Consider the following 20,561-nt stretch of genomic DNA (forward strand, 5'->3'; position numbering starts at 1 on the left):
ATGAGGGGGGTTGGTCGGGGTGACGAAACCCGGCATGTCCGCGGAAGGCGCGGAGAGGGCCACGCTGCTGTGCGTGCCGTTCGCGGGAGCAGGTCCTTCGTTCTTCCACCCGTGGCGGGAGCTGTCCGCCGGCCGGTGGCGCGTGACCTCGCTCGAACTGCCCGGCAGGGAGCGGCGGATCCTTCAGGAGCCGTACCGCAATGTCCTCGAAGCCGCGAAGGGCTCGATCGACGACATCGTGGCGGACCTCGGCGACGGCGCGCGGACCGTGCTGTTCGGGCACAGCCTGGGCGCGGTCCTCGCCTACGAGCTGGCGCACCTGCTGAACGCGCGCGGTGTGCACGTCGAGCGGCTGGTCGTCAGCGGCTCGCCGGGGCCGTGGACACAGCGCGAGCGGCGGGCGACGGGCCTTGAGGACGAGGAGTTCCTCGCCAGGGTCGAGGAGTTCGCCGGGTTCAGGCACGAAGCCCTCGATCACCCGGAGATGCGTGAACTGATCCTCCCCACGCTGCAGGCCGACTGCGAGATGCACGAGAACTACGTCCCGAGCACCGACGAACCGCTCCCGGTGCCGATCGTCTCGCTGCGCGGTGACCGCGACGGACTGGTCACCGCGCGGGAGGCGCAGCAGTGGCGGGCGGCCACCACGGCCGGATTCAGCTATGCGGAGTTCCCGGGCGACCACATGTACCTGGTCGACCTCGGCCGCGAGGTACTGGACGTGATCGAGGCGGAGTCCGCCCGCGGCCGCTAGTGCTGTGACCGGTCGGTTCGCCGGGCTCGCGGTCAGCTGCTCAGCGCCCCCACCCGAGCCGCCCCGGCCGACCAGGCGTCGCCGGGGCGGCTCCGCGCGCCCCCCCCCCGGACGCCACCCCCGCACGAGAATGGCGGCCGTCAGGACCACAAGGGTCTTGACGGCCGCCGTCACGCGCAGCCGGTCATCTCGGGCGGCGACTCACCCCCGTAGGGCCGGACCGAACCAGGTGGTGAGGGCGGTCCGCAGCGCGGAGGTGTCGCACGCGCCGCCGGCGGCGGCCGCCCAGGCGACATGGCCGTCGGGGCGGACCAGGAGCGCGGCGGGAGCGGGGATCTCGCCGACGACCGGGACCGGCCAGTGCTCCTCCTCGCTCCGCGCCTCGACGAGGTCGACGCGATCGGCCCAGCCCCGGGCGAGCGCCGCCACCTCGGCGCCGGCGCCCAGGTCGAGCAGGACCGGACGGCCGGCGTGCAGCAGCTCGTAGACGCGGGTGGCGCCGCCAGAGGTCTTCAGGCCGGCGTCGGGGACCCGGCGGCCCGCCAGCGGATGCTCCCCGTCGAGCGGGTAGCGGATGTCCAGAGCGGTCAGCATGCCGCGCAGATGCCGGTTGACGTCGTCGAACACCATGAGCGAGCCGAACACCTCGCGCAGCGCGTCCGTCTGCGCGCCGGGGCGGGCCAGCGCCGACTGCGCCCGCGTGTTGTGCAAAACGCGCTCCCCGACCGGGTGGCGCTCGGCGTGGTAGCTGTCCAGCAGGCTCTGCGGCGCCTGGCCGCGCACCACCGAGGCGAGCTTCCAGCCGAGGTTCACCGCGTCCTGCACCCCCATGTTCAGCCCCTGCCCGCCGGCCGGGAAGTGGATGTGCGCCGCGTCACCCGCCAGCAGCACCCGGCCCTGCCGGTACTGGGCGGCCTGCCGCGCCGCGTCGTTGAACCGGGAGACCCACCGCGGGCTGTGCATCCCGAAGTCGGTGCCCGCGAGCCTGATCAGAGACTGCCTCAGCTGCTCGAACGTCACCGCCTCGTCGCGGTCCGCGACACGGTCGTACTCGGATGTGATCACCCGGAACCAGCCCGGCTCGAAGGCGATCGCCGAGTAGTCGCCGCCCGCGCAGCGCCGCACCCACACGTAGTCCTCGCGCAGCTCGGGCAGCTCGACGTCGCCGATCAGCGCGGTCATCGTCGCCTCGGTTCCGGGGAAGTCGATGCCCGCCAGCTTGCGGACCGTGCTGCGCCCGCCGTCGCAGCCCACGAGGTAGCGGGCGCGCAGCGTCGCCGCTCCCGCCCGCCCCGTGGCGACTTCGACGCTCACGCCGGTCTCGTCCTGGCGGATCCCGCTCACCTCGCACGACCTGCGCACCCGCACACCGAGCTCGGCGGCCCGCTCCTCCAGCAGCTGCTCGATGGCGGACTGCAGGATCATCAGCGGATAGGGGTGCCTGGACTCGGACTCGTCGAAGTCCAGATAGAGGCCGGAGAAGTGGCCCACCGGCTGTGGTTCGCCGACCGCGAGGAAGCGATCGAGGATTCCGCGCTGGTCCAGCACCTCCAGGGTGCGCGAGTGCATCCCCCCGGCCCGGGACTCGCCCGTACGCTCCGCGAGCCGCTCGACCACCACCACCTCGACGCCCGCCAGCCGCAGCTCGCAGGCGAGCATCAGGCCCGTCGGCCCGGCGCCCGCGATCACCACGTCCGTGTCGATGCCGGTATGTTCCATCTCGTTCCCCCTCGATTCCCTCGGCGCCGCTCACTTCGCCGCATCACCTTCACGTTCACGGAAGGCGAATCGGCCGGTCAACAAACGCCGGCGCGGGAGAAGACGGGCCGCTGTCGAACTTGCCTCCTGTCCCGCCGGCGGGACGGCCGAAGGCGCCGGGGGCCCTCGTATGCAGGCTGGCCGGTCCCCTCTCAACCCCACCGGCCGGCCGGGCCCCGCAGGCCACCGACACGGTGTGAACGCAGGGGAATTCACGCGACACTCGATCCGGCCATTCAAAGAATGTGTCTCGCCGGCGGGACAGCGCACCAAAAGACGCGAGCGGGCATTCCCGGTCGGCGGAGGAAGGAAAGACTGGCAATGGAATCGTCGCCGCAGGTCCACCCGCGAGGTGGACAAGCAGAAGCACCGACACGGCAATTGGCGCCCTCCGGCGCGCCGGTGTCGCTGGTGCGGGAAATCGCGGAGCTGTGGGCGCAGCACCTGGGCGGCCGCGAGGTCGGGGCGGACGATGACTTCTTCACGATCGGCGGCAATTCGCTGACCGGAATCAAGATCATCGACCGGGTGTCGCAGGACTACGGCGTCCAGCTGTCCGTGCGCGACTTCTACCTGGCCCAGACCCCGGCCCGGGTCGCCGAGCTGATCGAGCAGGCAAGGGCGCGGACGTGAGGCTGACGCCGGGCGCCGCGCGCGAGATCGACCTCGACAGCGTCGACCTGTTCGACCTGGACCTCTACACCTCGGGTGATCCGCACCCGATCTGGGACGTGATGCGGGCCAAGGCACCCCTGCACCACCAAGTCCTGCCGGACGGCCGGGAGTTTTGGTCCGTGACCCGCTACGAGGACGTCCGCCGCGTGCTCAGCGACCACCGGGAGTTCACCTCCGAGCGCGGCACGGTCCCCACCCACCTCGGGACGGACGACGTCGCGGCCGGCGTGCTGATGACCTCCACCGACCCGCCGCGGCACACCGAGGTCCGCCGGCCGCTCGGCTCCAAGCTCACCGCGCGGGCGGTGAAGTCCTGGGAGGACACGATCCGCGGCACGATCCAGCGCTTCCTGGAGCCCGCGCTCGACGGTGAGCCCTTCGACCTGGCCGAGAAGGCGCTGCTCCTGCCGGCGATGGTCACGGGCCCGCTCCTGGGGATCCCGCGGAAGGACTGGGAAGAACTCGTCCAGCTGACCGCGATGGTGACGGCCCCCTCGGACCCGCACTTCCAGATGGGCAGCGAAGCCGCGACGCTGGCCATCTCCCACCACGAGCTCGTCTCCTACGTCAAGCAGTGGGTCAAGACCCGCCGGGCGGACGCGGAAGAGGGCGACAGCCTGCTCCACCACCTCATGAGCGTGCGTCCGGGAGGCGCGCCGCTGGACGACGAGGAGATCGCCCTCGACGGCTACAGCATCCTGCTGGGCGCCAACGTGACGACGCCGCACACCGTCTCGGGCACCGTGCAGGCGCTCATCGAGCGGCCCGAACAGTTCGACAAGGCGCGGGCCGACCTGTCGCTGGTCCCCAACCTGGTCGAGGAAGGACTGCGCTGGACCTCGGCCGCGTGCAACTTCATGCGGTACGCGGTCGACGACGTCCACATCGGCGGGGGCACGATCCCGGCCGGCGGCGCGGTCGTGGCGTGGATCGGATCGGCCAACCGGGACGAGTCCCTCTTCCCCGACCCGCACACCTTCGACATCACACGGGCCGGCGCCAAGCGCCAGGCCGCGTTCGGGTTCGGGGCGCACTTCTGCATCGGGGCACCGCTGGCCCGGATGACGCTGCGCGTCTTCTTCGAGGAACTGCTCACCCGGTTCGAATCGATCGATCTGGCCGGCGAACCGCAGCACCTGCGGTCCTACTTCATCGCCGGAATGACCCACCTGCCCATCGTCGGCAAGAAACGGCAGACGCCATGACAACCGGCTCCACCACCGTCACCTCGCCGTGGTTCGTCCGGCCGCACTCCACCGGACACCCCGCCCGGATCTTCTGCTTCCCCTTCTCCGGGTCCGGGGCCTCGGCCTTCAGCGCCTGGCCGGCCGCGATCGCGGACGCCGAGGTCTGCCCGGTGCAGTTCCCCGGCCGCGAGAACCGGCTGGGACACCCCCACTACGGCACCTACGAGAACCTCGCCGCCGCCCTGGTCGAACCGCTGGAGCCGCTCCTGGACCGGCCCTACGCGTTCTTCGCGCACTGCGCGGGCGCGCTGGCGGCCTACGAGGCGGTGCTTCGGCTCGCCGAACGCGGCCTGCCCGGACCGCAGCGCCTCATCGTGTCGGGCCAGCCCGCCCCGCACGACGCCTCCCGCGACCGGATGCTCACCCTGACCGAGCCCGAGCTGCGCGCCGAGCTGGAGACCTTCGTCCGCGGCCGCGGGATCGAGCCACGCCCGGACATGATCGACATGGGCATGCTCGTCCTGCTGCGTGATCACGCCGCCGCGGGCGCCTACCGGCGGCTTCAGCCGGTGAAGGTGGACTGCCCCATCGTCGTCGTGCACTGGCGGGACGACGCCGACGTCAGCCTCGAAGACCTCCAGGGATGGCGCCAGTACTCGGATTCGGTCGAATTCCAGGTGGTCGACGGCGGCCACTACGACTTCATGGACGCGACCGACGAACTGCTGAAGTTGCTGACCTGTTGGCGGTGAAAGCAGTGCCGCCGCCCATAAGTCCGCCCGTAACAGTCATGTGCCGAGGGAACCGGAAGGAATTCGTATGAGTGGCGCAGCCGCCGATATTGCGGTCATCGGGATGTCGTGCCGCTTCCCCGGTGTGCACAACCTGCACGAGTTCTGGCGCCTGCTGCTCGACGGCGAGTCGACCGTCACGACGTTCCCCGAGCACCGGGCGGCCGACTCGAACCACCTGTCCCACCCGGACGGCGCCACCTTGAACTCGGGCTCGTTCCTCGACTCCATCGACGGGTTCGACGCGGAGTTCTTCGGCACCGGCGCGGCGGAGGCCGCCGCCATGGACCCCGTGCAGCGGCTGGGGCTGGAGCTCGCCTGGGAGGCCGTCGAAGACGCCCGTATCCCGGCGGCCGCCCTCGCGGGCCGCGAGATCGACGTCGTGGTCGGCGCCGCGCCCTCCGGGTACGAGCTGCTGCGCAAGCGCTCGGGCAGCGACAGGGACGACCACTACGCCGCGCTCGGCTCGAGCGGTGCGCTGATCGCCAACCGGATCTCCAGCCTGTTCGACGTCCGCGGCATGAGTTTCTGCGCGGACTCGGGCCAGTCCTCCTCACTGGTGTCGCTGGCGCTGACGTGCGAACGGATACGCGGCGGCGCGATCGACATGGCGATCGCCGGCGGCGTGCACCTGATCGCCGATCCGGAAGCGGGAGCCGGCCTGGCGAATCTGGGCGCCCTCTCGCCCGACGGCCGCTGCTTCACCTTCGACGAACGGGCCAACGGTTTCGCCCGGGGAGAGGGCGGCGCGTTCGTCCTGCTGAAGCGGCTCGACCTCGCCCTCGCCGACGGCGACCACATCTACGCGGTGGTGCGCGGCTGGGGCGTCGGCAGCGGGGGAGCGTCCACCCGGATGCCGGATCCCAGCCCCAGCGGGCAGGCGGCCGCCGTGCTGGCCGCTCTCGAACGCGCGGCCGTCCCCTTCGACGGTGTCGACTACGTCGAGGCCCACGGCACCGGCACCCGCCTGGGCGATCCGGCCGAGATAGCCGGCCTGCGCGAGGTGATCCGTAAAACCGGCCGCAGCCGCCCCCTGGCGATCGGCTCGGTCAAGACGAACGTCGGGCACCTGGAGCCGGCCGCCGCAATGGCCGGCTTCGTCAAGGCGGCGCTCTGCGTGGACCGCGCCCAGCTGGTCGCGAGCCTGAACTTCCGCTCCGCGAACCCGAACATCCCCGACTTCCACGAGGACTTCGAAGTCGTCCGCGCCGCGCGGCCCTGGCCGTCCGCGCCCGACCGGCCGCGACGGGCCGGGGTGTCGGCGTTCGGCATGGGCGGCACCAACGCGCACGTGATCCTCGAACAGGCCCCCCCAGCGCAGACGCAACCCCGCGCCGCGGGCCGGGAACCGGCCGCCGCGGGCGTTCCCGGCGTACTGCCGTGGGTGCTCTCCGCGCGGTCGCAGCCGGCACTGCGCGAGCAGGCGGCGCGGCTGCGGGACCTCGTGGCCGCCAACGCCTCGCTCTCGGCCGCCGATGTCGGCCACTCACTGGTCTCGACGCGGTCGCTGTTCGAACACCGCGCGGTCGTGCTCGGCGCCGGCCGTGAGGAATCCCTGGCCGCACTCGACCTGATGGCGGCGGGCGGCGACTCGGCGCAGGCGATCCGCGGAACGGCCACCGGCCCGGCGGGCCCGGTCGTCTTCGTCTTCCCCGGCCAGGGCTCGCAGTGGCTGGGCATGGGCAAGCAGCTGTACGCCGAGTCGGAGGTCTTCGCACGCTCCATCGACGCGTGCGCGCAGGCCCTGGCCCCGTACGTCGACTGGTCGCTGGTGGACGTGCTGACCGGCGAGGAGACGGCCGCCTCACTGGAGCGGGTCGACGTCGTCCAGCCGGCCCTGTTCGCGATGATGGTCTCGCTCGCACAGGTGTGGCGCTCGCTGGGAGTGGTCCCCGACGCCGTCGTCGGCCACTCGCAGGGCGAGATCGCCGCGGCGTGCGTCTCGGGCGCGCTCAGCCTCCAGGACGCGGCGCGGATCGTCGCCCTGCGCAGCCAGATCGCGATCGAACTGGTCGACTCCGGTGGGCTCAGCGCCGTCTCCGCGTCCCCCCAATGGGTTCAAGACCGGCTGGAGCGGTGGTCCGGGCGGCTCTCCACGGCCGTGATCAACGGGCCGGCGTCCGTGGTGATCGCCGGCGACCACGAGGCGCTGGACCAGTTCGCCGCGATGGCCGGCGAGGAGGGTGTCCGGGTGCGACGGGTCAAAGGGGCCTACGCCTCGCACTCCCACCACGTCGAACCCATCCGTGAGCGTCTGCTCCAGGCCACCGCAGACGTCTCGCCCAGGCAATCGGCGGTGGAGTTCCACTCCACCGTCACCGCGGGAATGCTCGACACGCGCGCGCTCGACAGCTCGTACTGGTACGACAACCTGCGCTCGGTGGTGCGCTTCGGCGAGGTCGTCGAAGGCCTGATGCGCGAGCGCGGCGGTGTGTTCGTGGAAGTCAGTCCGCACCCCGTGCTCCAGGTGGCGATGGCGGAGGCCGCCGACGCGCTGGCGAGCCCGCCGGTGCTGGTGAGCACCCTGACCAAACACGACGGCAGTACGGCCAAGATCCTGGCGTCGCTGGCCGAACTGCACGTACGCGGTGTGCCGGTGAACTGGAAGGCGGTCTTCGCCCCGGCCCGGCCACGCCGGATCGGCCTGCCGACCTACGCCTTCCAGCGGCAGCGGTACTGGCTGACAGCGCCCGATGACACCGCCGCCACGAACAGCCCCGCCGCCCGGGCGGGCGCGGCGGACGCGAGCGGCACCAAGGCGGCGGACCTTCGCTCGCAAGCATCGGTCCTCACCCTGGTGTGCGCCGAGACCGCGGCGCTGCTGAGCGCGAACGACCCGCGGCTGACGGGCGCCGATCTCCAGGCACGGTCGACCGAGACCTTCAAGCATCTGGGTTTCGACTCCCCGATGGCCGTAGGGCTGCGCAACCGGCTCACCGCGGCGACCGGAGTGCGGCTTTCGGCCACCGTCGCCTTCACCTACCCCACTGCGCAGACGCTCGCCCGCCACATCTTCTCCCTCCTGGAACCGGACCCGCCCACGGCACCGGCCCCAGCGGCGACGGAGGAAGAAAGCCCGGAAAGCCGCAGCGATGACGATTTGTACGCATTGATCGACCGCGGATACATGTAGCCGCACCTGTTCTTTTGAGGTAACTGTGGGGGAGGCCCTGGTGGAGGACGTCGACAAGCTCCGGTCCTACTTGCGACGCGCCGTAGGCGACGCGCAGGAGTTGCGCGAGCGCGTGCGCGAACTGGAGGAGTCCGCGCGCGAGCCGATCGCGATCGTGGGTGCGGGGTGTCGCTTCCCGGGTGGGGTGACGTCCCCCGAAGGGCTGTGGGGACTGGTGTCCGACGCGGTGGACGCGATCGGCGACTTCCCGCAGGACCGCGGATGGGACCTGGAGGCGCTGTACGCCCCCGATCCCGCGACCCCCGGCACGACGAACACCCGCTCGGGCGGATTCCTGCACGATCTCGCGGAGTTCGACGCGCCGTTCTTCGGCATCAGCCCGCGCGAGGCGCTCGCCATGGACCCCCAGCAGCGGCTGATGCTGGAGACCTCCTGGGAGGCGCTGGAACGGGCCGGCATCGACCCGGCCGCGCTGCGCGGTTCACCGACCGGCGTGTTCACCGGCATCTACGCCGTCGACTACGGCCCGCGCACGGGCGGCGGGGCAGCCGCCGAAGTGGAGGGCTTCTCGCTCACCGGGACGCTCCCCAGCGTGGCCTCGGGCCGGGTGGCGTACGTACTGGGCCTGCAGGGCCCCGCGGTATCGACCGACACCGCGTGCTCCTCCTCGCTCGTCGCCGTCCACCAGGCCGTGCGGTCCCTGCGCTCGGGGGAGTGCACGCTGGCGCTGGCCGGCGGCGTGTCGGCCATGGCGACCCCGGGACTGCTCGTGGAACTCGGCCGGCAGCGGGGCCTGTCGGACGACGCCCGGTGCAAGGCCTTCGCGGACGCGGCGGACGGCACCGGCTTCTCCGAGGGCGCGGGCGTCCTCGTCCTGGAGCGGCTCTCGGACGCAACTCGCAACGGGCGCCGGATCTGGGCCGTGATCCGCGGCTCGGCGGTCAACCAGGACGGCGCCTCCAACGGCCTGAGCGCGCCCAACGAACTGGCGCAGCGCCGGGTCATCCGGGCAGCCCTGGCCGACGCCGGACTGTCGGCCGGCGACGTGGACGCGGTGGAGGCCCACGGCACCGGCACGAGGCTGGGCGACCCGATGGAGGCCGAGGCACTGCTGGCCACCTACGGGCAAGGCCGTGACCCGGACAGCCCGCTGTGGCTGGGCTCGCTGAAGTCGAACATCGGCCACACCCAGGCCGCCGCGGGCGTCGGCGCCATGATCAAGATGATCATGGCGATGCGCCACGGCGTGCTGCCCAGGACACTGCACGTGGACCGCCCCTCCACCCACGTCGACTGGTCCTCCGGCGCGGTGCAACTGCTCACCGAGGCCAGGGACTGGACCACCACCGCCCCCGGACGGCCCCGCAGGGCCGGCGTCTCCGCCTTCGGGATCAGCGGCACCAACGCCCACCTCATCCTCGAACAGGCACCCCACACCCCCCAGCAACCCCACACCCCCCAGCAACCCCACACCCCCGGGCAACCCCAGAGCCCCGGGCAGGCCGCCGCAAACGCCCCCGCGGCGCTGCCGTGGGTCCTCTCGGCACGCTCGGAACAGGCCCTGCGCGACCAGGCACTGCGGCTGCGGGAACGCCTGGCCGCGGACCCGGACCTGCCGCTCGCCGGCGTCGGACACGCGCTGGTGACCACACGCTCGCTGTTCGACCACCGCCAGGTGGTCATCGCCGCCACACGCGACGAACTGCTCGCCGCCCTGGCCGCCGCTGCCACCGGCGAGGAGAACACCGCCGCCACCGTGGTCCGCGGAGTCGCGGGGCCGGTGGGCAAGACCGTGTACGTCTTCCCGGGCCAGGGATCCCAGTGGGTCGAGATGGGACGCGAACTGTGGGAGTCCTCCCCGGTGTTCGCACGGCGGATGCAGGAGTGCGCCGACGCGCTGTCGCCGTACGTGGACTGGTCCCTGCGCGAGGTGCTCGCCGACGCCGAGGCACTGGAGCGGGTGGACGTCGTCCAGCCCGTCCTGTGGGCCGTGATGGTGTCGCTGGCCGAGGTGTGGCGGTCCTACGGCGTGCCGCCCGCGGCCGTCGTCGGCCACTCACAGGGCGAGATCGCCGCCGCCTGCGTCGCGGGCGCCCTGACCATCGAGGACGCCGCGAAAGTGGTCGCGCTCCGCTCGAAGGCGATCCTGGCCCTGTCGGGGCGCGGCGGCATGGTCTCGCTCGCGCTGCCCGCGCGGGACGTGGCGCCGCGCCTCACCGACGGGCTGTCGATCGCCGCGATCAACGGGCCCTGTTCCGTCGTGGTGTCGGGCGACGCGGCCGAACTGGACGCACTGCTGGCCGCCTGCGAGGCCGACGAGGTGCGCGCCCGCCGTGTCCCGGTCGACTACGCCTCGCACTCCCGGCACGTGGAGTCCATCGACGGCGAACTGCGCCGGCTGCTGGCAGGGCTGAAACCGCGCCAGGCCGAAGTGCCGTTCTTCTCGACCGTGACCGCCGACTGGCTGGACACCACGACGATGGACGCCACGTACTGGTACACCAACCTGCGCCAGACGGTCCGCTTCGAGGAGGCGACCCGCGCGCTGGCCGACCAGGGCTTCCGCTTCTTCATCGAGGCCTCCGCACACCCGGTCCTGACCATCGGCGTCGAACAGACCCTGGACAGCGCGGGCGCCCCGGCCGCCGTCGTGGGCACCCTGCGCCGCGGCGAGGGCGGCCTGGCGCGGTTGCACCAGTCGGCGGCCGAGGCTTTCGTCGCGGGCGTGGCGGTGAACTGGCAGACGGCGCTCCCAGGCTGGGACGGCCCGTGGGTCGAACTGCCCACCTACGCCTTCCAGCGAGAGCGCTACTGGCTGAACGCCCCCGGCGAGACCACCACCGCAAGCACCTCGGACCACCCGCTGCTCGACGCCGTGATCGATCTGCCCGACGACGCGGAGAACGGCGGCGTGGTGGGCAGCGGGCGCCTGTCCCTGGAGCGCCAGCCGTGGCTCGCCGACCACGTGGTCCACGGCGCCGTCCTGGTACCGGCGACGGTGCTGCTGGAGATGGCGGCCTGGGCCGCCCACAAGGTGGGCGGTGACCTCGTCGACGAACTCACCCTGGAAACCCCGCTGGTGCTCTCCCGCACGGCCGACCGCGAGATCCGCGTCGTCGTCGACGCCAAGAACGTGATCAGCGTGCACTCCCGCGGCGAGGGCGACACCGAATGGACGCGCAACGCCGTCGGCGTCGTCGGGTCCGACACCGGACGCGCCCCCGCCGCGCACAGCCTCGTCCAGTGGCCACCCGCCGGCGCCGTCGCCGTGCCCTTCGAGGACGAGTACGCCCGCCTGGCCGCCCTCGGGTTCGGCTACGGGCCCCGCTTCCGCGGCCTGCGGCAGGTGTGGCGCCGTGACGACACCCTGTTCGCGCAGGTGGAGCTGCCCGCCGCCGACAGCGCCGGCCCGGGCCGGTTCCGCACGCACCCGGCGCTGCTGCACGCCGCGCTGCTCCCGATCGGCCTGGGCGGGTTCGTCGACACCTCCCGGCCCGAGGGCTGGCTGCCGCAGCGCCTGACCGGCATCCGCGTGCACGGCGCCGGGCCGTCCGTACTGCGCGTGCGTCTGGCGCCCGCCGGGCAGAACACGCTGTCGCTGACCCTCGCGGACCACAGCGGTGCCCCCGTCGGCGGCGTCGAATCGCTGACCCTGCGGCCCGCGGACGTCCGCGAACTGACCGAGCTGAGCTTCGACCACCAGGACTCGCTGTTCCAGGTGGACTGGACGCCCCTCGCGGTCCCCTCCGCCCCCACCACCGGCCGGTACGCGGTGCTGGGCGCCCCCGACGCGCTCGCCGCGACCCCGGGACCGGGCGCCGTACTCTTCGCCGGCCTCGGCGAGGTCGCCGCCCGCGGCGAGATACCCCCGCTCGTCATCGCCGCCCTCGACCGGACGGACACCGGCGGCGCCGACACGCCCGCCCTCGCCGAGCAGCACGTCCACCGCGTGCTGCGGTGGACGCAGGACTGGCTCGCCGACGACCGGTTCGCCCACTCCCGCCTGGTCATCGTGACGCGCGACGCGGTCCGCGACGACCAGGTCACCCACCCCGACCCCGCCGCGGCCGCCGTCTGGGGGTTCGTGCGCACCGCGCAGAGCGAGAACCCGGGCCGGTTCACCCTCGTCGACACCGACGGCCGGCCCGATTCGTGGGCCCGCCTCCCGGCAGCGGCCGAAACCGGAGAACTCCAGCTCAAGATCCGGGCCGGCGCGGTGAGCGTCCCGCAACTGGCCCGCGCCCACGGCGCGACCCCCGGCCACCGACCCCCCGGCCGGGCGCAGGACGTACCCGCCCTCGGCTCCGGGACGGTCCTCATCACCGGAGGCACCAGCGGCCTCGGCGCGATGCTGGCCCGCCACCTCGTCGAGCGTTACGGCGTGCGCCGGCTGCTGCTGACCAGCCGGCGCGGGCCGGCGGCTCCGGCCGCGGCACGGCTGCGCGAGGAGCTGACCGGGGCCGGAGCCCAGGTCGAGGTCGTGGCCTGCGACGTCTCCCACCGCGACGCCGTCGCCGAGCTCATCGCCTCGGTCCCCCGCGAGCACCCGCTGACCGCGGTGATCCACTGCGCGGGCGTGCTGGCCGACGGCGTCGTCGAGGCACTGACCGAGGAACGCGTGAACACGGTCCTCGCGCCGAAGGCGGCCGGCGCCTGGCACCTGCACGAGCTGACCCGCCATCTGGACCTGTCCGCCTTCGTCCTGTACTCCTCGATCGCGAGCGTGCTGGGCACGGCGGGGCAGGCCAACTACGCGGCGGCCAACGGCTTCCTCAACGGCCTCGCGGAAGTCCGCCGCGCCCAGGGCCTGCCGTCCACCGCACTGTGCTGGGGCCTGTGGGCCGAGCGCAGCGAGATGGTCGCCGACATCGGCGACACCGACGTCGTACGCCTGCAACGCCAGGGCGTCCTGGCCATGGCATCGCAGGAGGGCCTCGCGCTCTTCGACGCCGCGCTCCCGCTCGACGAACCGGTGCTGGTGCCCGCGCGGCTCAACCTCGCCGCACCGGGCGCGGCCTCTCCCCTCCTGCGCGGCCTCACCCGCACGCCCGGCAGCCCCGGCGACGTGGGGGGCCGCGAGTCCACCGACGCCGCACTCGCGCAGCACCTGCGGACGCTGCCGCCGGCCGACGCCGAGGCCGCGCTGCTCGATGCCATCCGCGCGCAGACCGCGATCGTCCTCGGCCACCCCGACACCGGCCGGATCACCTCCGCCGCGACGTTCAGGAAACTGGGGATCGACTCGCTCACGGCACTGGAACTGCGCAACAAGCTGGCGGCGGTGACCGGCCTGAAGCTGCCCGCCACCCTCGTGTTCGACCACCCCAACCCCAGCGCCCTCGCACAGTTCCTCAGCGCGAGCATCACCCCCCACTCCACGCCCCCGCACTCCCCGGCCGATCACCTGGCCCAGGAGATCGAAACACTGGGCGCCCACCTGCAGGAGGCGTTCCTCCAGCTCGCGCAGGACGACCAGGCCACCATTTCCACTCTGCTCGGCGAACTGCAGGGCCGAGTCCGTTCCATGGCGGGCGCCGGATCACCGGTCGGCATCGCCGACCAGATCAGTTCGGCCTCAGCAGGAGAGCTCCTCTCGCTGCTGGACAAAGAGCTCGGCTAGGGGAAAAGAGCGATGACAAACGACAACAACGCCGATGTTCTCGACTACCTCAAGCGGACATCGATCGAGCTGCTCGACACACGCAAACGCCTCAAGGAGCTGACGGAGGCCGCCGCCGAGCCCATCGCCGTGGTGGGTGTCGCCTGCCGCTTCCCGGGCGCGGCGGCGTCCCCCGAGGCACTGTGGGAACTGGTGCGGGCCGGCGCCGACGTCGTGGGCGACTTCCCCCAGGACCGCAACTGGGACCTGGAGGACCTCTACGACCCCGACGGCAACCGCCCCGGCACCTGCTCCACGCGCTCCGGCGGCTTCCTGCACGACGCGGGCGACTTCGACGCCGAGTTCTTCGAGATCAACCCGCGCGAGGCGCTGGCCGCCGACCCACAACAGCGCCTCCTCCTGGAGACCTCGTGGGAATCCCTGGAACGCGCCGGCATCGACCCGCACACCCTGCGCGGCAGCGACACCGGCGTCTTCGCCGGCATCGCCTACTTCGGCTACGGCAACCACTTCTCCACCCCCGAGGCCATCTCCGGCTACGCGCAGACCGGCTCCCTGCTCAGCGTGGCGTCCGGCCGCGTGTCCTACGCGCTGGGTCTGCAGGGCCCGGCGATCTCGACCGACACCGCCTGCTCCTCCTCGCTGGTCACGGTGCACCAGGCCGTCCAGTCGCTGCGCCAGGGCGAGTGCGGCCTCGCGCTGGCCGGCGGCGTCACCGTCATGGCGATGCCGCAAGTGTTCCGCGAGTTCGCCCGGCAGCGCGGCCTGGCGGCCGACGGCCGCTGCAAGGCGTTCGCCGACGCGGCGGACGGCACCGGCTTCGCCGAGGGCGTCGGCATGCTGGTCCTGGAGCGGCTCTCGGACGCGCGCCGCAACGGGCGCCGGATCTGGGCCGTGATCCGCGGCTCGGCGATCAACCAGGACGGCGCCTCCAACGGCCTGACCGCACCCAGCGGCCCCGCGCAGCAGCGCGTGATCCGGGCAGCGCTGGCCAACGCCCGGATCCAGGCGGGCGACGTGGACGTCGTGGAGGCGCACGGGACCGGCACGACGCTCGGCGACCCCATCGAGGCGCAGGCGCTGCTGGCCACCTACGGGCAAGGCCGCGACCCGGGCAACCCGCTGTGGCTCGGCTCGCTGAAGTCGAACATCGGCCACACGCAGGCGGCCGCGGGCGTCGGCGGAATCATCAAGATGATCATGGCGATGCAGCACGGGGTGATGCCCAAGACACTGCACGTAGACCGCCCGTCGACGCACGTGGACTGGTCGGCCGGCGCCGTGGAGCTGCTGACCGAGGCCAGGCACTGGCCGAGCGCACCGGGACGGCCCCGGCGGGCCGGCGTGTCCAGCTTCGGCGCCAGCGGCACCAACGCCCACCTGATCCTCGAGCAGGCACCCGAGGAGGAGCCGGCCCCCGACGCCGCCGAACCCGCGCCGGCAGGCGCCCGCGAGCTGGTGCCGTGGGTGCTGTCGGCCCGGTCGGAGCAGGCGCTGCGCGCCCAGGCGGAGAAACTGCGCGCGTTCGCCGCCGCCGACCCGCAGGCCGACCTCGCCGCCGTCGGCGCGTCACTGGTCACGAGCCGGGCGACGTTCGAGCACCGTGCCGTGGTGCTCGGCCGCAACCGCGACGACCTGCTGACCGCCCTCCGGGCGCTGGCCGACGGCGCGCAGACCCCCGCGGTGGTCCGCGGCACCGAAGCGGAGCTCGGCGGCCGCGTCTTCATGTTCCCCGGCCAGGGCGCGAAGTGGACCGGTGTGGCCCGCGAGCTGTACGACACCTTCCCCGTCTTCGCGCAGACCCTCGACGAGGTCTGTTCCCGCTTCGACGCGCACCTCCCCTTCGCCCTCAAGCCCCTGCTCCTCGCCGACGAGCCCGAGGGCAGCGACCGCACGGACGTCATGCAGCCGGCGCTGTTCGCCCTACAGGTCGGCCTCTACCGCACCCTGACGCGGTACTGCCCGCCGCCGGACCACCTGATCGGCCACTCCGTCGGCGAGATCGCCGCCGCCCACGTGTCCGGCGTCTTCGACCTCGACACCGCCACCCGCATCGTGGCCGCCCGCGGCCGGGCCATGCAGGCCGTCACCGAGCGCGGCGCCATGCTGGCCGTCCGCGCCCCGCAGGCCGAAGTGGCCGAGCTCCTCGGCCGGTACACGCGGGTCGCTATCGCCGCGCTCAACGGGCCCGAGTCCGTGGTGGTCTCCGGCCTGCGCGACGAGGTCCACGACCTGCGCGACCGGCTCGTCGCCGACGGCCGCTCGGCGAAGCTGCTCCCCGTCGACCACGCGTTCCACTCCCCGCTGATGGACCCGATCCTGGACGCGTTCGCGGCGGCGCTCCCCGCGTTCCCCGCGGACGGCGAGCCGGCGATCCCGATCCTCTCCACGCTGCTGGGCCGCGAGGCGACGTTCCAGGAGCTGACGTCCGCCGCGCACTGGGTGAACCATGTCCGCGAGCCCGTCCGCTTCCACGCCGCCGTGGACGGCGCCCGTGCGGCGGGAGCGCAGGTCTTCGTCGAGGTCGGCCCAGGCCCGACCCTCGCGGGCCTCGTCAAGGACGCGTTCGCCGCCGAGGGCATCCACGACGCGCTCGTCGTGGCGTCGTCGCGGCGGGACCGCGGGGTCGCGCAGGGCCTGACCGGCGCGCTGGCCGAACTCCACGTCCACGGCCAGCCGGTGGACTTCAGCGCCCTGTTCGGTACGCGCCGGCCGGTGGACCTTCCGACGTACGCCTTCCAGCGCCGGCGCTACTGGATGGACTTCCACGCCGGGGCCAAGCCGGCCGACGTCACCTCCGCCGGTCTGACCGCCCCCGAGCACCCGCTGCTGGGCGCCGTGGTGGACCACCCCGGCACCGACGAGGTGGTGTTCACCGCCCTGTGGTCCCTGCGCACCCACGACTGGCTCGCCGACCACACCGTGTTCGATGCGGCCGTCGTCCCGGCGACGGCCTACCTGGACCTGGCGCTGACGGTGGGCGAGAGCCTTAGGTGCGCCGCCGTCGAGGAACTCTCCCTGGAAGTCCCCCTGATCCTCCCCGAGGCGGCAGACGTACAGGTACGGGTCGTCGTCGGCGCGCCGGACGAGACGGGACGCCGCTTGCTGGACGTGTACGCGCGTCCCGCCGAGGACGGCGCGAGCGCGGGCGGCTGGACCCGTCACGCGATGGGCAGCCTCACACCCGACACCGGCCAGGCCGCCGCCCGGGCCGACGACACACGCCCCCTCGCCGTGTGGCCCCCCGCCGGCGCCGAGCGGCTCGACTTCGACACCCTCTACGACCGTCTCGCCGACAGCGGCTTCGACTACGGTCCCGCCTTCCGCGGGCTGCGCGAGGTCTGGCGGCACGGCGACGACCTCTTCGCCCTCGCCACCCTGCCCGAGACCGCCGAAGCCGCCGAAGGCGCCGCCCAGGGCGCCTTCGCCCTGCACCCGGCCCTGCTCGACACCGTGCTCCACGCGGTGGTCGCCGGCGGCGTCATCGAGGTGACCGGCGACCAGGGCTGGATGCCCTTCTCATGGTCCGGCGTCCACCTCGCCAGGCCGTGCGGCCCGACCGTGAAGGTCCGGCTCACCCCGGCCGGCGAAGGCGCCGTGTCCCTGGCGATCGCCGACGAACACGGCCACACGATCGCCCACGTCGACGCCCTGACGTTCCGGCCGGCCGGCGCCGAGCAGGTGCGCTCGGCGCGCGGCGGCCAGCAGCAGCCGCTGTACGAACTGCACTGGCGGCCGGCCCCGCAGGGCGAGGCCGGCGCCGACCGCGCGGCCTGGGCCCTGCTCGGTTCGGCGGACGGCCAGGCCGGCCGGCTCGCCGCGGCGGGCGACGGCAGCGTGGCGCTCCACGCCTGCCTCGACGCGGTCCTCGCCGCCGACGACGTCCCCGCGCACCTGGTGCTCTGCCTGGACGACGCCGTCACCACCGGCGCCGACCCGCTCACCGCCGTCGCCGACGCCGACAAGCACGTGCTGGCCCAGCTCCAGCGGTTCCTCACCGAGGAGCGGCTCGCCGGATCCACCCTGGTCGTCCTCACCCGCCTGGCGCAGGACACCGGCGCCGGCGAAAGGGTCGAGAGCCTGGCCGGCGCGTCCGTGTGGGGCCTGATCCGCTCCGCCCAGAGCGAGCACCCCGGCCGGTTCCGCCTCCTCGACACCGACGACGACGCGGCCTCCCCGGCAGCCCTGCCCGGCGCGCTCGCCCTCGCCGAGGACCAGCTGGCGCTGCGCGCCGGCGCGCCCCTCGTCCCGCGCCTGGCCCCGGCCGCCCCCTCAAACCAGCGGCTCCCGGCGCCGGCCGACGGCGCCCACCGGCTGGCCATCGCGAAGGCGGGCACGCTGGAGAACCTGACGTGGGTCCCGTGCCCCGAGGTGGAGGCGCCCCTGGAGGCCGGACAGGTCCGCATCGCCGTCCAGGCCGCCGGCCTGAACTTCCGCGACGTCACGATCGCCCTGGGACTCATCGACCGGACGGCCTTCGACGACGGCCTCGGCAGCGAGGGCGCCGGCATCGTGCTGGAGGTCGCGGACGACGTGACCGCCATCGCGCCGGGCGACCGGGTCACCGGCATCTTCCCCGGCTCCTTCGGCCGCGTCGCCATCGCGGACCACCGCCTGGTGACGGCCTTCCCCGACGGCTGGAGCTACGCCGAGGCGGCCTCCATGCCGAGCACCTTCCTCACCGCCTACTACGCGCTCTTCCACGTGATCAAGCTGAAGAAGGGCCAGCGCATCCTCATCCACGCGGCGGCGGGCGGCGTCGGCACGGCCGCGGTCCAGCTGGCCAAGCACGCCGGCGCCGAGATCTACGCCACCGCGAGCCCCGCCAAGTGGCCCGCCCTGCGCGCCATGGGCCTGGACGACACGCACCTGGCCTCCTCCCGCGACCTGGAGTTCGTCGAGAAGTTCCTCGGCGCCACGGACGGCCGCGGTGTGGACGTCGTCCTGAACTCCCTCGCCCACGCGTTCGTCGACGCCTCGCTGAAACTGCTCCCCGAGGGCGGCGACTTCATCGAGATGGGCAAGACCGACATCCGCGACCCCCGGCAGGTGGCGGCCGACCACCCCGGCGTCCACTACCAGGCCTTCGACCTCTACGGGTCGGCGGGACCGCAAGCGCTCCAGGCGATGTTCCGGGACGTCATGGAGCTGTTCGCCGACGGACGGGTGCGGCTGACCCCCGTCTCCGTCCGCAACATCCGCGACGCGCGCGGCACGTTCCGCGAGATGAGCCAAGGCCGCCACATCGGCAAGCTCGTCTTCGACCTGAGCAGCGGCTTCGGCGGCGGCACCGTCCTGGTCACCGGCGGCACCGGCGGCGTCGGCTCGCTCGTGGCGCGCCACCTCGTCGCCGAACACGGCGTCACAAGCCTCGTCCTGGCCAGCCGCCGGGGCACGGCGGCCGCCGGGGCGGCCGAACTGGTCGCCGACCTCGAAGCCGCGGGCGCATCCGTCCGCGTCGCGGCCCTCGACGTTGCCGACCGCGACGCCGTCGCGGGCCTGCTCGCCGACATGCCCGCCGGCCACCCGCTGACCGCGGTCGTCCACGCGGCGGGCGTCCTCGCGGACGGCACCCTCGAGTCGCTGACCCCGCACAGCATCGACCACGTGCTGCGCGCCAAGGCCGGCGGCGCCCTCACCCTGCACGAGCTGACCCGCGACCTGCCCCTGTCGGCGTTCGTCCAGTTCTCCGCCCTCGCCGGCACGATCGGCACCGCGGGACAGGCGAACTACGCCGCGGCGAACGCCTTCCTGGACGCCCTGGCAGTACAGCGCAAGACGGCCGGCCTGACCGGCACCTCGCTGTGCTGGGGCTGGTGGGAGCAGAGCAGCGGCATGACCGGCGAGCTGGACCAGGCCGACTTCAACCGCCTGCGGCGGATGGGCATCGACGCGATGCCGACCGACGAGGCACTGGTCCTGTTCGACGCCGCCCTCGCGGCCGACAAGGCCGTCCTCGTCCCGGCCCGCGTCGACGTCGCCGGCCTGCGCAACCGGCCCGTCGACGAACTGCCGCCGCTGCTGCGCGGCCTCGCCGAGGCCGGCCGCCCGCGCCGCAACCGGGCCACCAGCGCCAAGGACGGCGGCGTCGCCATCGCCGCCCGCCTGCTCACCCTCCCGGCCGACGAGGCACAGACAGCCGTCCTGGACTGGGTCCGCGACCAGATCGCCATCGTGCTCGGACACCCCACCGGCACGGCCGTCGACGCCGACCAGGCCTTCACCCAACTCGGATTCGACTCGCTCACCTCCGTCGAACTGTGCAACCGCCTGGCCGCCTCCACCGGACTGCGCCTGGCATCCACCCTCATCTTCAGCTACCCGACACCACGCGAACTGGGACACCACCTGCTCGCCCTGCTGCGCCCCGAACCGGACCCCAGCTCCGCCGAAGACGCCCGGATCCGCGAACTGCTGCGCACCATCCCGATCGACAACCTGCGCAGCGCGGGCGTCCTGGACCAGGTCCTGGCCTGCGCCAACCCGCCCCGGCCCCCCGGCAGCCCGGACCCGGCCCACACGGACCCGGCCCACACGGACCCGGCCCACACGGACCCGGCCCACACGGACACCGGCGCCGACGACCTGCCCGACATGGACCTGGACGCGCTGCTCGACCTGGCTCTGGACGAGAAGAGGTAGT

At 73.2% G+C, this 20,561-nt stretch carries 7 protein-coding genes and 1 pseudogene; 7 read left to right on the plus strand and 1 reads right to left on the minus strand.

Annotated elements, in window-relative coordinates; all coding sequences use genetic code 11:
* Positions 1 to 34: 34 nt before the first annotated feature.
* Positions 35 to 754: a thioesterase II family protein gene (locus ACZ4TV_RS26925; RefSeq protein WP_468137544.1), complete on the plus strand. Its 720-nt coding sequence runs from the start codon at positions 35 to 37 to the stop codon at positions 752 to 754.
* A 201-nt stretch (positions 755 to 955) separates the two neighbouring features.
* Here the strand turns inward: ACZ4TV_RS26925 and ACZ4TV_RS26930 are convergent, their stop codons facing one another.
* Positions 956 to 2,473 carry an FAD-dependent monooxygenase gene (locus ACZ4TV_RS26930; protein WP_468137546.1) on the minus strand — a complete coding sequence of 506 codons (1,518 nt, stop codon included), beginning with the start codon at positions 2,471 to 2,473 and terminating at the stop codon, positions 956 to 958.
* Between the two features lie 450 nt (positions 2,474 to 2,923).
* Between ACZ4TV_RS26930 and ACZ4TV_RS26935 the strand changes: the two genes are divergently transcribed.
* The 6 genes and pseudogenes from ACZ4TV_RS26935 to ACZ4TV_RS26960 all read left to right on the plus strand — a co-directional run bounded on the left by ACZ4TV_RS26935 (position 2,924) and on the right by ACZ4TV_RS26960 (position 20,560).
* A complete protein-coding gene (locus tag ACZ4TV_RS26935) occupies positions 2,924 to 3,145 on the plus strand; it encodes a phosphopantetheine-binding protein (protein WP_468137547.1) in 222 nt (73 codons plus the stop codon).
* Positions 3,142 to 4,392, plus strand: coding sequence for a cytochrome P450 (locus tag ACZ4TV_RS26940; protein ID WP_468137549.1), 1,251 nt, complete (start codon positions 3,142 to 3,144; stop codon positions 4,390 to 4,392). The genes ACZ4TV_RS26935 and ACZ4TV_RS26940 overlap by 4 nt, the downstream gene beginning before the upstream one ends.
* Positions 4,389 to 5,126 carry a thioesterase II family protein gene (locus ACZ4TV_RS26945; protein WP_468137551.1) on the plus strand — a complete coding sequence of 246 codons (738 nt, stop codon included), beginning with the start codon at positions 4,389 to 4,391 and terminating at the stop codon, positions 5,124 to 5,126. Before ACZ4TV_RS26940 ends, ACZ4TV_RS26945 begins: the two co-directional genes overlap by 4 nt.
* A 67-nt stretch (positions 5,127 to 5,193) precedes the next feature.
* Positions 5,194 to 8,298: a type I polyketide synthase gene (locus ACZ4TV_RS26950; protein WP_468137552.1), complete on the plus strand. Its 3,105-nt coding sequence runs from the start codon at positions 5,194 to 5,196 to the stop codon at positions 8,296 to 8,298.
* A gap of 58 nt (positions 8,299 to 8,356) precedes the next feature.
* A pseudogene (locus tag ACZ4TV_RS26955) lies at positions 8,357 to 13,918 on the plus strand (type I polyketide synthase); the annotation flags it as partial.
* 12 nt (positions 13,919 to 13,930) lie between these two features.
* A complete protein-coding gene (locus ACZ4TV_RS26960) occupies positions 13,931 to 20,560 on the plus strand; it encodes a type I polyketide synthase (RefSeq protein ID WP_468137554.1) in 6,630 nt (2,209 codons plus the stop codon).
* Position 20,561: the final 1 nt, after the last annotated feature.

Source organism: Streptomyces sp. NPDC028910, assembly GCF_055564955.1.

Bases quoted from the DNA above. Each gene is read 5' to 3' on its own strand.
- ACZ4TV_RS26925 (WP_468137544.1), top strand. From the start codon at position 35: ATGTCCGCGGAAGGCGCGGAGAGGGCCACGCTGCTGTGCGTGCCGTTC.
- ACZ4TV_RS26930 (WP_468137546.1), bottom strand. From the start codon at position 2,473: ATGGAACATACCGGCATCGACACGGACGTGGTGATCGCGGGCGCCGGG.
- ACZ4TV_RS26945 (WP_468137551.1), top strand. From the start codon at position 4,389: ATGACAACCGGCTCCACCACCGTCACCTCGCCGTGGTTCGTCCGGCCG.
- ACZ4TV_RS26950 (WP_468137552.1), top strand. From the start codon at position 5,194: ATGAGTGGCGCAGCCGCCGATATTGCGGTCATCGGGATGTCGTGCCGC.
- ACZ4TV_RS26960 (WP_468137554.1), top strand. From the start codon at position 13,931: ATGACAAACGACAACAACGCCGATGTTCTCGACTACCTCAAGCGGACA.